This window comes from Paenarthrobacter sp. YJN-D (assembly GCF_015040335.1).
In the GTDB taxonomy this organism is placed as follows: Bacteria; Actinomycetota; Actinomycetes; order Actinomycetales; family Micrococcaceae; genus Arthrobacter; species Arthrobacter nicotinovorans.
In genome coordinates this window covers 574844-590011 of the sequence record NZ_CP053549.1, presented here as the reverse complement: position 1 = coordinate 590011, position 15168 = coordinate 574844, and the positions used below count along the sequence as shown (strand labels likewise).

The 15168-nt window shown below is 62.8% G+C and carries 12 protein-coding genes; 2 read left to right on the top strand and 10 right to left on the bottom strand.

Translation table 11 applies throughout. From position 1 onward, the window contains the following. Positions 1-4: 4 nt before the first annotated feature. The 3 genes from HMI60_RS02760 to coaE all read right to left on the bottom strand — a co-directional run bounded on the left by HMI60_RS02760 (position 5) and on the right by coaE (position 4568). A complete protein-coding gene (locus tag HMI60_RS02760) occupies positions 5-1033 on the bottom strand; it encodes a TerC family protein (protein WP_018777540.1) in 1029 nt (342 codons plus the stop codon). A 167-nt stretch (positions 1034-1200) separates the two neighbouring features. Beyond that, entirely contained in the window at positions 1201-3300 is a 2100-nt protein-coding gene (gene uvrB / locus HMI60_RS02755) for an excinuclease ABC subunit UvrB (RefSeq protein WP_018777539.1), read from the bottom strand. Positions 3301-3329: 29 nt separating this feature from the next. Then, positions 3330-4568, bottom strand: a complete 1239-nt coding sequence (gene coaE, locus HMI60_RS02750; RefSeq protein WP_193590521.1) for a dephospho-CoA kinase — start codon at positions 4566-4568, stop codon at positions 3330-3332. Positions 4569-4590: 22 nt separating this feature from the next. On the opposite strand from coaE, the gene HMI60_RS02745 reads away from it, so the two are divergent. After that, entirely contained in the window at positions 4591-5280 is a 690-nt protein-coding gene (locus tag HMI60_RS02745; protein ID WP_193590520.1) for a YigZ family protein, read from the top strand. 97 nt (positions 5281-5377) lie between these two features. On the opposite strand, the gene rpsA is transcribed toward HMI60_RS02745, so the two are convergent. The 4 genes from rpsA to polA form a co-directional block, all read right to left on the bottom strand. After that, entirely contained in the window at positions 5378-6853 is a 1476-nt protein-coding gene (gene rpsA / locus HMI60_RS02740) for a 30S ribosomal protein S1 (protein WP_011774756.1), read from the bottom strand. Positions 6854-7037: 184 nt separating this feature from the next. Next, positions 7038-7994 carry a polysaccharide deacetylase family protein gene (locus HMI60_RS02735; RefSeq protein WP_193590519.1) on the bottom strand — a complete coding sequence of 319 codons (957 nt, stop codon included), beginning with the start codon at positions 7992-7994 and terminating at the stop codon, positions 7038-7040. 51 nt (positions 7995-8045) lie between these two features. Beyond that, positions 8046-9359, bottom strand: a complete 1314-nt coding sequence (locus HMI60_RS02730; protein WP_193590518.1) for a GNAT family N-acetyltransferase — start codon at positions 9357-9359, stop codon at positions 8046-8048. A gap of 74 nt (positions 9360-9433) precedes the next feature. Beyond that, positions 9434-12076, bottom strand: a complete 2643-nt coding sequence (polA, locus tag HMI60_RS02725) for a DNA polymerase I (protein WP_255520266.1) — start codon at positions 12074-12076, stop codon at positions 9434-9436. 160 nt (positions 12077-12236) lie between these two features. Between polA and HMI60_RS02720 the strand changes: the two genes are divergently transcribed. After that, complete coding sequence (locus HMI60_RS02720; RefSeq protein WP_026267138.1) at positions 12237-12701, top strand: hotdog fold thioesterase; 465 nt, start codon at positions 12237-12239, stop codon at positions 12699-12701. Between the two features lie 25 nt (positions 12702-12726). Here HMI60_RS02720 and HMI60_RS02715 read toward each other — a convergent pair whose 3' ends face one another. Genes HMI60_RS02715 through HMI60_RS02705 form a run of 3 tightly spaced genes read right to left on the bottom strand, consistent with a single transcriptional unit; the run spans position 12727 to position 15144 of the window. Next, entirely contained in the window at positions 12727-13278 is a 552-nt protein-coding gene (locus HMI60_RS02715) for a dihydrofolate reductase family protein (protein WP_193590516.1), read from the bottom strand. 13 nt (positions 13279-13291) lie between these two features. Next, entirely contained in the window at positions 13292-14176 is an 885-nt protein-coding gene (locus tag HMI60_RS02710) for a hypothetical protein (protein ID WP_227453643.1), read from the bottom strand. After that, complete coding sequence (locus HMI60_RS02705; RefSeq protein ID WP_193590515.1) at positions 14173-15144, bottom strand: hypothetical protein; 972 nt, start codon at positions 15142-15144, stop codon at positions 14173-14175. The genes HMI60_RS02710 and HMI60_RS02705 overlap by 4 nt, the downstream gene beginning before the upstream one ends. Positions 15145-15168: the final 24 nt, after the last annotated feature.

The following is a 15168-nucleotide window of genomic DNA, read 5'->3' as shown; positions in this document are numbered from 1 at the left end:
GAAGTTACTCTGCTTCGCTCAAGCTCTTTCGTGCGTCTTCCTCAAGCCGGGCATCAATCTTGGCCTGGCGTGCTGCGGGGCTGAGAAGGCTGGCCACTACGGCCACGACGATGGTACCGACGATGACCGCCAGCGACACGTACGTGGGGATCTCCGGAGCCCACTCGATGTGGTGGCCGCCGTTGATGAAGGGAAGTTCGTTGACATGCATGGCGTGCAGGACAAGCTTGACGCCGATGAACGCCAGGATTACCGACAAGGCGTGCTTCAGATAGACCAAGCGGGTCATGAGTCCGCCCAACAGGAAGTAGAGCTGACGAAGGCCCATCAACGCGAAAATGTTGGCTGTGAAAACGATGAAGGCACTTTGGGTCAGGCCGAAGATCGCGGGGATGGAGTCCACGGCGAACAAGAGGTCGGTCAGGCCGATGGTCACGAAGACGATCAGCATGGGGGTGAAGACCTTCTTGCCGTTGACAGTGGTCCGCAACTTGCCGCCGTCGAACTTCTCAGACATGGGAAGCACCCTGCGAAGGCGGGCAATCAAGGGGTTCTCGGCCCCTTCTTCCTCATCCTCACCGGAGTCCTTGGCTTGCTTCCAGGCGGTCCACAGAAGGAAAGCGCCGAAGATGTAGAACACCCAGCTGAACTGTTCGATCACCACGGCGCCCAGGGCGATGAAGATACCTCGGAGCACCAAGGCGATGATGATGCCCACCATCAGCACTTCCTGCTGGTACTTACGGGGCACAGCGAACCGGGCCATGATGATGATGAACACGAACAGGTTGTCGATGCTGAGGCTGTATTCAGTCACCCAGCCCGCAATGAACTGGCTTCCGTACTCGGGGCCCGTGAAATAGAACATGGCTCCGGCGAACACCATGGCCAAGGCCACGTAGAAAGCGACCCACAGGCCGGCTTCCTTCATCGAGGGTTCGTGGGGGCGCTTGACGACCAACAGCAGGTCGACAGCGAGGATAATTCCGAGGACGACAAACGAGCCGACCTCGAACCAGACAGGGAGCTCCATTAAAGGGCCTTTCGCAGGGTACGGGAAAACGGTGTAAGTCTCTCCGGCCGCCTTGGAGCGTTTGATGCTCTGACATGGCGACCCGCTAGGCCCGGCGAGGCAACCATGCCTTGCGTGCTGACGAACCTAGCGCTTGGGATACTCCCCTACGTGGCTTAAACCTTACCCTAGGCGTGACCGGCGGACTGCATCTGCCGTAATTCGCGCTTCAACTCCTTGACTTCGTCACGGATCCTTGCCGCGACCTCGAACTGGAGTTCGGCGGCTGCACCATGCATTTGTTCCGTGAGCTGTTCGATGAGGCCCACCAAATCCTCCGCCGGCGCTGCTGCAAGGCCGTCCTGCCGGACAGTTGCGGCACCCTTCGCGGAGGTCTTACCGCGTTTGCCGCCCTTGGCCAGCCGGTTGTTGTTGAGCAGCTCCTGGGTGTCTGCGTCTTCCTTGGCCAACTGGTCGGTGATGTCAGCGATTTTTTTGCGCAAGGGCTGCGGGTCGATGCCGTGCTCAGTGTTGTACTTGACCTGGATGGCGCGGCGCCGGTTGGTCTCATCAATCGCGTGCGCCATGGAGTCCGTGATCCGGTCGGCGTACATGTGGACCTGGCCCGACACGTTACGGGCGGCACGGCCGATGGTCTGGATCAGCGACGTGGAGGAACGCAGGAAGCCTTCCTTATCGGCGTCGAGGATACTCACCAAGGAGACCTCCGGAAGGTCAAGGCCTTCCCGGAGCAGGTTGATGCCCACCAGGACATCGAAGACACCCATGCGCAGTTCCCGGAGCAGCTCCACACGCCTCAAGGTGTCGACGTCCGAGTGCAGGTACTCCACCTTGATGCCGTGTCCCACAAGGTAATCGGTCAGGTCCTCGGCCATCCGCTTGGTCAAGGTGGTCACAAGAACGCGCTCGTTCTTCTCCGTGCGGATTCGGATCTCCCCCAGCAGGTCGTCGATCTGGCCCTTGGTGGGTTTGACCACCACCTCGGGGTCGATGAGGCCCGTGGGTCGGATAATCTGTTGCACATAGCCATCGGCCTTGCCGAGCTCGTACTTTCCGGGAGTGGCCGAGAGGTAGACCGTCTGGCCGATGCGCTCAAGGAATTCGTCCCATTTCAGGGGCCGGTTATCCATGGCAGAGGGCAACCGGAAGCCGAAGTCCACGAGGTTTCGCTTCCGGGACATGTCGCCTTCGTACATGGCGCCGATCTGCGGAATGGTCACGTGCGATTCATCGACCACCAGCAGGAAGTCATCCGGGAAGTAGTCCAGGAGGCAGTGAGGTGCCGTCCCGGGCTCGCGGCCGTCGATGTGCACCGAGTAGTTCTCGATGCCGTTGCAGAACCCCATCTGCTGCATCATTTCAAGGTCATAGGTGGTCCGCATGCGGAGCCGCTGGGCTTCCACCAGCTTGTTCTGGGCCTCGAGGACCTTCAGGCGGTCCGCCAGTTCGTCTTCAATCCGCTTGATGGCCCGCGCCATCCGTTCGGGGCCGGCCACGTAGTGCGAGGCCGGGAAGACGTACATCTCTTCCTCCTCCCGGATGACCTCGCCAGTCAGCGGATGGAGCGTCTGGATGTTCTCGATCTCATCGCCGAAGAACTCAATCCTGATGGCGAGTTCCTCGTACATGGGAATGATTTCCACGGTGTCGCCGCGGACCCGGAAGGTTCCCCGGTGAAAGTCCATGTCGTTGCGGGCGTACTGCATGGAGACAAACTTCCGCAGGAGATGGTCGCGGTTCATTTCCGCTCCCTTCCGGAGTGTCACCATCCCGGCGATGTACTCTTCGGGCGTGCCCAAGCCGTAGATGCAGGAAACGGTTGCCACCACGATGACATCGCGGCGGGTCAGCAATGCGTTGGTGGCAGAGTGGCGCAGCCGTTCGACTTCCTCGTTGATGGAGGAGTCCTTCTCGATGAAGGTGTCCGTCTGGGCCACATACGCTTCCGGCTGGTAGTAGTCGTAATACGAAACGAAGTACTCAACCGCGTTGTTCGGCAGGAGCTCCCGGAACTCGTTGGCCAGCTGCGCCGCCAGGGTCTTGTTCTGCACCATCACCAAGGTAGGCCGCTGGACCTGCTCGATGAGCCATGCCGTGGTGGCGCTCTTGCCCGTACCCGTGGCACCAAGGAGGACTACGTCCTTCTCACCGTTGTTGATGCGTTCGGTCAACTCTGCGATGGCGGTTGGCTGGTCGCCTGCGGGCTTATAGTCACTGACAACTTCAAAGGGTGCGACGACACGGTTGATTTCCTGGGCAAGGCTCATACATCAAATCTACCCCCGACCCCGGACAGCTACTGTCCGCGTTTGCGCTCAGCGGAAGATGAATACGACGGCGGTGCCCAGCCGGTGCGTTTGGCCCACTCCTCCATCTGCGGCCACGCCACGTCAGTGAACCACGGCTCTTTGGCTTCGGCATAGGCTGCACTGTCCTTGTCCCCCGCATGGGCCCCGGCCAGGCCGCGTTTGTGGGCCTCATACTCAGCGCGGGCTGCAGGGTCGGCGCGCAGCCAGTCCCGGAACAACAGGGCGTAATACCAGCCGGGCGATCCAGCCTTCCGAACGTGAAGGTTCACAGCCCTGCCGGGATCGGCGTTGGCATGGAAGCGCTTTTGCCAGGATTCCGGAGAAGGGTGGGAGGGCTTCGGGGTGTCCCCGCGAACGTGCTGCACTGCTGGGAATCCGGCTGCGCCAAGCAGGGGCGAGATCCGGTCGGCCGTCTCGAGATCGCACACTGTCAGTTGAAGGTCGATGACATCCTTCGCGGCCAGGCCCGGCACAGAGGTTGAGCCGATATGGTCAACGGCCAGAATCGCATCCGGAGCGGCCAGGGCGACGCGGGCTGCCAGCCGTTCGGCCTGCCGTGCCCATTCCCCATTCGGGGCAACAAGGACGGGGCCATCTGTCCGGGGCGCGCGGACACCACTCTTGATGTTTTCCGCAAAAGGCACCAGACGCCGCTCCCACAGTGCATCAACCGCGGCAAGTAGATCCTCCCGACTGCCGGAATTGTCCAGGATGACGTCGGCTGCAGCTTGGCGCTCCGCCCTGGAGGCCTGCGCGGCCATGCGGGAACGCGCGTCCTCCGGCGTCATGCCTCGAAGCTCCACCATCCGTTGGACACGCAGCTCATCAGGCGCATCCACTACCAGCACCAGGTGGAAGGTGCTGCCCTGTCCGGTTTCCACCAGCAGCGGGATGTCCTGCACCACGATGTCACCCGCACCGGCGCTGTTCATGACGGCGGTCGCGGACTTGCGGACGAGCGGGTGGACGATGGCGTTCAGGATTTCGCGCTGAGCCGGTTCGCGGAACACGATGGAACCCAGCTTCGGCCGGTCGAGCCCGCCGTCGTGATCCAGGATGCCAGGACCGAAGGCTTCAACAACCTGTTCCAGCCCCGGTGTCCCGGGTTCCACTACTTGCCGGGCGATAACATCCGCGTCTATGAGCAGTGCCCCCAGCTCTCGGAGCCTGGATGCCACCAACGATTTGCCTGAGGCGATGCCGCCCGTCAGTCCGATTTTCAGCACCCCTCAACACTAGACTGAAGCGGTGGAAATTGAGGAAGAAAGCCGTGCGACCCGGTACACGACGCTCCGGGCAGGGCCCGACTTCCGCCACGAACTGGAAATCCGGCGGTCGCGTTTCATCACCGTGCTCCGCAGGGTGCCGGATGAGGATTCCGCGCGCGCGTTGGTGGCCGGGCTGCGGCGCGAGTTCCACGACGCCCGCCACCACTGCTCGGCGTTCGTCATCGGACCGGACCGGATGATCCAGCGATCGAACGACGACGGCGAACCCTCCGGTACCGCGGGCATACCGATGCTCGAAGCCCTTATCAAACGTGAGTCGGCGCCCGGGGTGACCGACCTCAGCGACGTCGCTGCCGTCGTCGTACGCTATTTCGGCGGAATTCTGCTGGGGGCGGGCGGGCTGGTCCGCGCCTATTCGGAATCGGTCTCGACGGCCCTGGACCTGGCTCCCCTGGTTCAGCGACGGCGTCTGCGGCTCTGCGCCGTAGAGGTCGCCCATGCCGAAGCCGGGCGTTTGGAGAACGAACTCCGGAATGCCGGATATGTCATGGCTGAAACCTCGTATGAAGCACGGCATGCGGTCCTGCGCATAGCGTTGGAGGACTCAGCCACTGAGATTGGCGATGCCCACGCCCGGGTGGCGGCACTAACCGCAGGCAGCTCACTGCTCCGTCCCGAGGGTACCGAATGGATTGACGTTCCGGCCTAAGAATGCGCCAACAGATTGACCGCAAAACAGAAGGACCCCCGCCCGGAGGCAGGGGTCCTTCTTTGGCTATTCAGCACATCCCGTGAGGGCGGCGGAATTAGTTGCCGGTCAGCTTCTCGCGCAGTGCGGCGAGTGCTTCGTCGGACGCCAGGGTGCCAGCGTTGGACTCAGCAGCAGCCGGCTCCGAGGAGTAGCTGGTGGTGCCGGAATCGCTCTCACCGGACGTTGCAGCAGCAGCGTCGTCGGCAGCGTGCTGGGCAACCTGCTTCTTGTGGGCTTCCCAACGGGTCTGGGCGTCAGCGTACTGCTGCTCCCAAGCGGCGCGCTGGGTCTCGTAGCCTTCGAGCCATTCGTTCGACTCGGGGTCGAAGCCCTCAGGGTACTTGTAGTTGCCCTCTTCGTCGTACTCAGCGGCCATGCCGTACAGAGCGGGATCGAACTCGGTGCTGTCAGCGTCCACGCCCTCGTTGGCCTGCTTGAGGGAGAGGGAGATGCGACGACGCTCGAGGTCGATGTCGATGACCTTGACGAACAGTTCGTCGCCAACGGAGACAACCTGCTCGGCGAGCTCCACGTGGCGGACAGCCAGCTCGGAGATGTGGACGAGGCCTTCGATGCCGTCTTCGACGCGAACGAACGCACCGAACGGAACCAGCTTGGTGACCTTACCCGGAACAACCTGGCCGAGGGCGTGGGTGCGGGCGAAGGTCTGCCACGGATCTTCCTGCGTAGCCTTGAGCGACAGGGAGACACGCTCGCGGTCCAGATCCACTTCGAGGACCTCGACGGTGACTTCCTGGCCAACCTCGACAACCTCGGACGGGTGGTCGATGTGCTTCCAGGACAGCTCGGAAACGTGAACGAGGCCGTCTACGCCGCCCAGGTCCACGAATGCACCGAAGTTGACGATGGAGGAAACAACGCCCGGACGAACCTGGCCCTTTTCCAGCTTGTTGAGGAACGTGGAGCGAACCTCGGACTGGGTCTGCTCGAGCCATGCACGGCGGGACAGAACAACGTTGTTGCGGTTCTTGTCGAGCTCGATGATCTTGGCTTCGATCTGCTGACCGATGTACGGAGCGAGGTCGCGGACGCGACGCATCTCGACGAGGGATGCGGGCAGGAAGCCGCGCAGGCCGATGTCCAGGATGAGGCCACCCTTGACAACCTCGATGACGGTACCGGTAACGACGCCGTCTTCTTCCTTGACCTTCTCGATGTCGCCCCAGGCACGCTCGTACTGAGCACGCTTCTTGGAGAGGATCAGACGGCCTTCTTTGTCTTCCTTGGTGAGAACCAAAGCTTCGACCTGATCGCCAACGGCGACAACGTCACCGGGATCAACATCGTGCTTGATGGAAAGCTCGCGGGAAGGGATGACACCTTCGGTCTTGTAACCGATGTCGAGCAGAACTTCGTCGCGGTCGACCTTGACGACGGTACCTTCGACGAGGTCTCCGTCGTTGAAGTACTTGATGGTGGCGTCGACAGCTGCGAGGAAGTCCTCAGCGGTACCGATGTCGTTAATGGCGACTACGGGGGTACCGGGCTTCTCGGTGGAGGTGATGGTCATGTAGTAGGGGCTCCGTTGTGGATAGTTAGTCGGTCAGGCAAACCGCTGCCGCCCGGGTCCGGACGGCAGAACACGGCAAAGCGCCGGGTCATCCTGATTTGTGGATTAGTACAAAATGGATGCATGCACGTAGTACACGCCCGTTTATTCTAGTCGTATTGGCAAAGCAGGGTCAAAAGCGGTGTTATGGCTTCAGGACATCCCCGAGCCGCGCGAAGGAAATACCCTTGTCCAGCAACCGCGGCAAGGCGCGCCCATAGCCTTCCGCCGTTGCTCCCGCCGGCTTGTTGAAGTGCGAAATGACAATGTCTCCGGGCCCGACCCGGCCCACCTCGGTGGCGACGGTGGCCGCCGGAAAGGTCGCGCCGCCGTCGCCGTTGACAGTAAAGTTGACCGGCAGCATGCCGAGCCTGCGCGTCATGGCGGCCGTGACGTCGTCGTAAAAGGCCGTTCCCGGACGGAAGAACCGCGGGGACTTCCCGAAAGTGTCCTGCATGATTGCCTGGTTGCCCATGAGTTCGTCGTACGCCGCGGACGCTGTGGCCGTTCCGGTGATCCCATAGGCTGACTTGCCGCTGACCGACAACGGAAGGTGTGATGTCCCGTGGTTGGCCAGTTCGAACAGCGGGTCCGCTGCCAGCTCCGCGGAAAGTCCGGGATTGGCCTGGATCCAGCGGCTGTTGACGAAGAGTGTGGCGGGTACGTGGAGCTTGCGCAGGGTCTGCAGCAGTTCATGGTCGCACCCTGAACCCCCCGGCCCGCCGCACGCATCGAACGTCAAGGCCACTTGCTTGGCCGGAGAGTCGTTGACGACTCCGGTGACATGCAGTCCCCATTCCTTGGGCTGCCTGCCTGCAAACTCAGCAAGGATTTTTTGTTTGTCCGGCACCGCCGGGGGCTTCATGGTCGGCTGCGCGAGGGCGGCTGCAGCCTGTTCGCTCGACTTGGCAGAGACGGACGGAGGCGGCGTGGCGGGACCGGTTGGCCGCAATTGCTCCGTTGCCACATCCTTTTCAGGAGCGCCCGTCAAGGACCCGGTCCCGCTGTCTGCACATCCTGCCAGGACAGCAGTTGCCAAACCTGCCATTCCAAGCAGCACTGATCGCCGGCCAGCCAATGGCCGCCGCTTGGAATCCCCCATGGATGTCCTTACTGACGTTGTAACTATGTGGTTGTAGTGAAGTGGTACTGCCTAGAAGTGTGTCAGACAGTGAGCGGAACGTTCCACTGTGAACAACTGCTGGGCCAGGAACGCGGCGCCCGGGGTGTTCTCGCGGATGCGGCCGGCGGCTGCCAGCGTCACCGGCGATACCGCACCCAGGTAAATGGAGGCGAGGCCTGCGGCGTCCATGCTGAGGTCCGGCGTCTCACCCGAAGCATCCTTGACGACGGCGGCAGCACCGCCGTCGGATTCCAGAAGCCAGGTGCCGCCCGCCAAGCCCAAGGAGTCGGTGACCTCAATAACCAGGCGGCCGGCTGCAGGGAACTTCCGGGCCTCCAAAGCGGCCTGGGTATCCAGGATCCTGAGCCACAGCATGTCACGGACTTCGGAAGCCTCAATGCATCTCTGGTCCTCGAGCGCCCATGCCAGCGGATCATCCACGGGGGCCTCGGCCCACGTGACTTCGTCGATGAGGTCGATGCTGCCCAGGAAGCGCCACAAGTCGCGGTAGCCGGCGTTGGTTGCGGCAACGAGGTCCACGATTTCCATGGTGTACGGCTTGTGGTCCCAGCCCTTGAAGCGGTAGGAAACGTAGCCATCCAATGTTCCGGAGGGGTCGTAATGCAAGGCGCAACGCACGGAGGCATCGGGCTTGCCGTCATGGCCGATTGAACCGGATGCCACCAAGCGGTAGTACTCCTGCCTGTCGACCGAACCCGGAGAAAGCCGCTGGACCCGCTCAAAGACCTCTGGCGCAACGTCCAGGAGGACTGAAGGATCGGCGACTTCGACGACGCCTTCAGGCTGTCCCTTGAGCCGGAATCGCGGACCGGTGTCGACTTTGATGCTGCGTTCAAAAGTGGCCACACCAAAGCCGAATCGTCCGTAAATGGAACCTTCGGAGGCCGTGAGCGCCGCCATGGCGAGGCCGTCGTCCTTGGCGCCCTGCAGGTCGGCAGTGATCATGCCGCGGAGGATTCCGTTGCGCCTGTGGGTTCCACGGACGGTTACGGCAGTAATCAGGTTGGACTCCAGCTGGCGCCCGTAGCCGATGTTGAGAGATTTGCGCATGGTGGCATAGGTGGCCACCGGGACATCCGCGCCGAGCGAATGATCGGGAACGTCCGCGTTGACATAGACACCGGTCAGCTCGCGCTTGTCGGTCCGGTAGGCAGCCAAGGTTTTGGCCAGGTATTCGTCGTCCCGCCGCTCCTGGTGGAAGCCGTGCGAGACGGCCTGCACCCAGGTGGTGCAACGGCTGTAGCCTTCGTCAGTCTTGTCGGCGACAACAGGGAATCGTTGGACAGAGTACTTTTCGGAGTTTCTTTCATTGGGATCAGCCACGCCTTCGAGCCTAGCCAGACGCCTGAGGGCGCGCCACCACCACGGCGGCGCGCCCTCAAGCGGTTACTCGAAAGCTAGTGTCCGGCCTCGTACCAGCTTGATCCGACGCCGATCTGGACATCGAGCGGAACTGACAGGTCCGCGGCAGAGCCCATTTGTTCGATGACCAGTTTCTCCACGGCTTCGCGCTCCCCCGGCGCTACTTCCAGGACGAGTTCGTCGTGGACCTGCAGCAGCATGCGGGACTTCAGGCCCTGGCTGGCGAGCTCGGCCGATACCCCCAGCATGGCCCGCTTGATGAGGTCGGCAGCGGAGCCCTGGATCGGCGAGTTCAAGGCGATCCGCTCTGCTGCTTCCCTGGCCTGGCGGTTGGTGCTGGTCAGATCCGGCAGGTAGCGGCGGCGGCCTTCGATGGTGGCGGTGTAGCCGTCGGTCCTGGCCTGGTCCACGACGCCCCTCAGGTAGTCCCGGACACCACCGAAGCGGTCAAAGTAGTCCTTCATGAGCGTCCGGGCCTCATCGACGGAAATCTCCAATTGCTTGGACAGGCCGAAGGAGGTGAGGCCGTAGGCCAGCCCGTACGACATTGCCTTGACCTTGGAGCGCATGGCGCTGGTGACTTCTGCCGGCGCGACGTTGAAGATCCGCGAGCCCACAAAGCGGTGAAGGTCTTCGCCGTCCCGGTACGCCTGGATCAATGCCTCATCGCCCGAAAGGTGGGCCATGATCCGCATTTCGATCTGCGAATAGTCAGCGGACAACAAGCACTCGTAACCTTCGCCCACCACGAAAATACCGCGGACCCGGCGCCCCTCTTCGCTGCGGACCGGGATGTTCTGCAGATTCGGGTTGTTGGACGAGATACGGCCGGTGGCGGCGATGTTCTGCGCGTAGGTGGTGTGGATTCGCCCATCGTCAGCGACGGACTTCTTCAGCGTCTCCACCATCTGTGCCAGCTTGGACGACTCTCGGTGCGCCATGAGCTGGACCAGGAACTCGTGGCCGGTCTTTTCAAGCAGAGCCTTGAGCGAGGCAGCGTCCGTGGTGTAGCCGGACTTGATCTTCTTGGTCTTGGGCAGGCCCAGTTCCTCGAACAGGACTGTCTGCAGCTGCTTGGGCGAACCGAGGTTCACCTCATGCCCGATAGCCGCAAACGCCTGTTCCTGGGCGGTCTGGATCACCTTGGTGAGGTCCGCCAGCTGTTCATCCATGCGGTCCGTGGAGACGAAGATGCCCGTCAGTTCCATTTGGGCCAGGACGCGCGCCACTGGAAGTTCCAGCGTGGTCAGCAGGGCGTCGGCTTTGCGGTCTGCAAGCTCCTTTTCGAAGTGCTTGCTGAGCGCGTGCACGACGGCGGCATGCTGGACGAGCGCGGCAGCGGCAGCCTGGTCCGTATCACCGGAGAGGTCGAGTTCCAGCTGTCCGGACTGGGAAGCGGCCGTGGCCAGGGAGATTTTGAGATGGACCTGTGCGAGTTCGGCGAGGTCGTAGCTGCGGCGGTCGGGCTGGATGAGGTACCCGGAGATGGACGTGTCATCCACGACCCCTTCCAGGCCGAGGCCACGGTTGTGTAGGGCCTTAAGTGCCGCCTTGAACTCGTGCAGCACTTTGGCTTCTTCGGGGTCGCGCAGCCAGCGGGCCAACACTCCCTCGGCCTCGGCGTCCAGGCCCGTCAGTTCAATGAAGGCTGCACCGTTGGCGCGGACGACGGCCAAGGCACTGGCGTCCTCACCCACCCGGCCGGGGACCATCTGCACGGCCAGGGCCGAACGCATGCCGGATCCGGCGGTGAAAAAGGCTTCCAGCCCGGAAGCATCCGTGAGTGAGTCGAACTCGGGGGCATCGATGGTGTCCGGAGCAGCCCCCGCTGTGTCGTCACCATAGAGGTCGAAAAGGCGCGTGCGGAGGGTCCGGAATTCGAGCTCTTCAAAAAGCTCTTCGATGGCCTGCCGGTCAGGACGCGGTTCGTGGAGATCCTCCAATGTGATGGGCAGCTCCAGGTCCGTGAGCAACTGGTTCAGCCTGCGGTTGCGCTTGACGTTTTCCAGGTTCTCCTTGAGCGCGCCGCCCACCTTGCCTCCAATGGAGTCAAGGTTCTCCAGGATGCCTTCCAGGCCGCCATAGAGGTTGATCCACTTGGCCGCAGTCTTGGGGCCAACGCCTGGAACGCCGGGCAGGTTGTCGGCGGATTCGCCGACAAGTGCGGCGAGGTCGGAGTACAAACCGGGCTTAACGAAGTACTTCTCCTCGATGGCGGCCGCGTCCATCTTGGGAATGTTGCTGACACCCTGCTTCGGATAAAGCACAAAAACGTTGTCGTTGATGAGCTGGAAGGCGTCCCGGTCACCGGAAACCAGCAGCACCTCGAAACCGGCAGCATCAGCCTGCGAGGCCAGCGTCGCAAGGACATCGTCAGCCTCGTATCCGGGCATGGCGATGGTTTTGATGCCCCATGCCTCCATCACCCGCGCAATGAGGCCTATCTGGCCGGCGAACTCAGCCGGAGTGGCGTTTCGGCCGCCCTTGTACTCGCTGTACTCCGCCTTGCGGAACGTCGTGTCGTCGGAAACGTCGAAAGCGACAGCCACATGCGTGGGCTTCTGGTCCTTGATCAAGTTGATCAGCATGGACGTAAAACCGTGCACCGCGTTGGTGTACTGACCCCGGGCCGTGGAGAAATTCTCGGCAGGAAGGGCGTAGAAAGCCCTAAACGCCATGGAGTGGCCATCCAGGACCAGCAACCTTGGCCGGCCCTCCCCCGCGGAGACGCTGGAAGTAGTGGCAGAAGGGGCGGGTGCTGTTGCAATGGCAGCAGCTTGGGCCGTTGGAACCTGGTCCGGTTTGGTTGTTTCACTCACAGGTGCCAGCCTAGTTGGCATGATGGACAATTTCACGCCGAACAGCTTTGTCGACCAACTCAATGAGGCCGGGGTGCCCGAAGAATTCCACGATTGGCTTTCCGCGCACGGCGTGGGAACCCTGGTGGTGAAAATGGGTATCCGTTTCACGGAGATGAGTGCGGAACGGATGGTGGCCACCATGCCTGTGGAGGGAAACACCCAGGTAGCAGGCATTCTCCATGGTGGAGCCCACGTTGTGCTGGCGGAGACCCTTGGCTCCTTTGCGGCATCGTTGCACGCCGGAAGGGGACGCCACGCCGTCGGCATTGAAGTGGGCGCAACCCATCACCGTTCAGTGGCAACGGGTACCGTCACCGGCACGTGCACCGCGATCCACCTCGGCGGCACTTTGGCCACGCATGAAATCGTCATCACTGACGAGAAAGGCCGGAGGCTCTCAACAGCCCGCATCACCAACATGATCCGGGACAACCGCCACTGATTCCGCTCGGGCCGGAAACCCGCCATTACCGTGCGGATTGCTGCAGCCGGTAGCGCAATTCCACCGCAGCCCCACCAAGCGTCCTCGACGAGACCAACTCGAGTGGCGCCGTCGGGCCCTTCAACGGCAACAGCGGCTTTCCGGCGCCCAGTATCACAGGCACGATGGTGACAATCATTTCGTCGAGCAGTCCGGCGTTGGCAAATTGGGCCACCAAGTCACCTCCACCGACCAACCAGACGTTCTTGCCGTCGGCGGCCTTGACCAGGTCGGGAGCGAATTCGCTGACCTCGCCGCGGACGAAGGTGATATCCGATCCCGCGGGTGCGGAGTACTCGTGGTGGGTGAATACCCAGCACGGGATGTCCGGATACGGCCAGGTGCCGGGTTCGTGCTCAACGAGCCACCTGTAGGTGTCTCCGCCCATGGCGATGCAACCAACGCCGGCCATGAACGAGCCAATGCCCTCGTTGACTTCGTCGACGCTGTCGAACTGCAGGAGCCAGCCGAGGTCGTCGTCAGGCGAAGCGATGAAGCCGTCGATGGTGGAAGCTACGTAGTACTGGAACGTCGACATGGCCTCAGACTAGTCAGTCCGAAGCAGGGTTCCCATACTCCACGCGGACACTCCCGTTATCCGGCAGGACCACCACCCTGCCGCGGTCCAGCGACCATCCGTCGTTCAGCAGGAAGATCCGTCCACCGCTGACCACCAGCAAGCGCAGGCCGGTGTAACGGTACAGGGGTGCCGCCTCCGAGCCGGCCGACTCCTCCTTGACGTTAGGCACGGTAACGGCCAACCGTTCCTTGCTGTAAACGACGGCGGTGGGCAGCAGGTGGGAGCGCTCCTGGTAGTCGACCGCGGCGCCCCGCCCCAGCGCCTGGGCGTAGTCGGAGGTTCCCCAGAACAGCAGGAGCGTCACCAGGACAAATACCAGCCACCCTTCGAGGGCGCCCTTGCCGGAGCGCGGGGCCTGCGCTGAAAGCCCGGTAGCCCGGCGTCGGACCCGCAGGCCCCACGCGCCGACAACGAGCCCCGCCGCGATGAGGAACGGCGCATAGAGGACAGTCTGTTCAGGGCGCGCCGTCACCGCAAGCCACATCACGGCGGCATAGGCGAAAGCTAGGAAAAGAACTACCGTGGCGGTCAACTGCACCCGCCTCCGCTGCCCGGGAAATTCGAGGACGCGCGCCACTGCCCGGTCCAGCATCAACCACAACAAAGCGATGACCACCAGCCACGCCAGGGGCTGGAACAACGACTGGATACTCCGCAGCATGAAGTCCTGGACCGTGTAGCCGAACAGGCTGACGTCCAAGCCCATCGCCTTCGCCTGGGCATCGGTGCGTGCCCATCCGAAATAGACCAGCAACGCCGTGACAACCGTCAACGGCGGACCGACGACCGAGAGCACCTCGAGGGTCCGTTGCCATCGGGTGTTGCTTCGGTCTGGAGCCGCCGTTTCTTCGCTCACGGTGAGGCCGTGGGGGTTGCTTCAACGGACACCGTGGGGGTCCCGGTAGCGGTAGATGGACCTCCTCCGGTTGCCTTAGGGCTGGGGGTAACTCCGGCGTCGTCGTAGAAGAACGTCACTGAACCGGCGATATCCACGGTGTCCGTGACCGATATCCGGACTGACTTCCGCCCTTGGGCGGGCGGCATCCGCAAGTAGAGCGTCCCGTAGTCTTCCCTGTCCCCCACGAATTCGACGTCTGCCGGAACGCCGTCGAACATGACCTCGCCAACGCGGACGTAGTAGCCGTCGAGGCGGACAATGGTGCCGCCGGAACTTGGGCCGGAGGCCCGGGGCGTCCCCGGCACCGGCCTGAGCTGTTCGTCCACTACCGTCAAGCCCAGCAACTGGCGCGGACATGCCTCGCCCAGCCCGGGTTCCACCTTGAAGGCAGCATCAGGGTTACTGCGACGTTGGGCCACCAAAGAGGCCGACATGGCTGCAACCCTGAACTCCAGGCACTGACTCTGCGGAATCCGCGGCACGGCCGAAACCGCGTTGGACGCCCTTTCCCAGTCCCCCCGGCTGCCGCTTAGCACGGCGCGGCAGACAGCGGCACCGGCCACCCAAACGGCCGCGTCCTCCGCCCCTTCGATGCTGCGGTCCAGGGCGTCGCACTGGAATTGCTGCAGAAGGAGGTATCGCTGACCGGAGGTGGGATCGTTGGGCCCGACTGGCCCTATGGGAATCCATCGCACGACTGGCGCGTCTGCCTGCGGCGCTGCGGGACCGGCAGGGCCGGCAGGTTGTGCCGCCGTCGGATCGCCGGCCGTTGGACTGGCCTGTCCGGAGGTTGCGGTCGTTTGCGCCCCGGACCCCGGCTGCGGGGAAAGGCCTTCAGAGGACGGCGGCAAGCAGGCTGAAAGGACCAGCAGCAGGACCGGGACCAGGGCAAGTCCTGCCGGGCGGCTTCGGGATTGGCACTTCATGACAGCCCCATATCTGCCGGATCA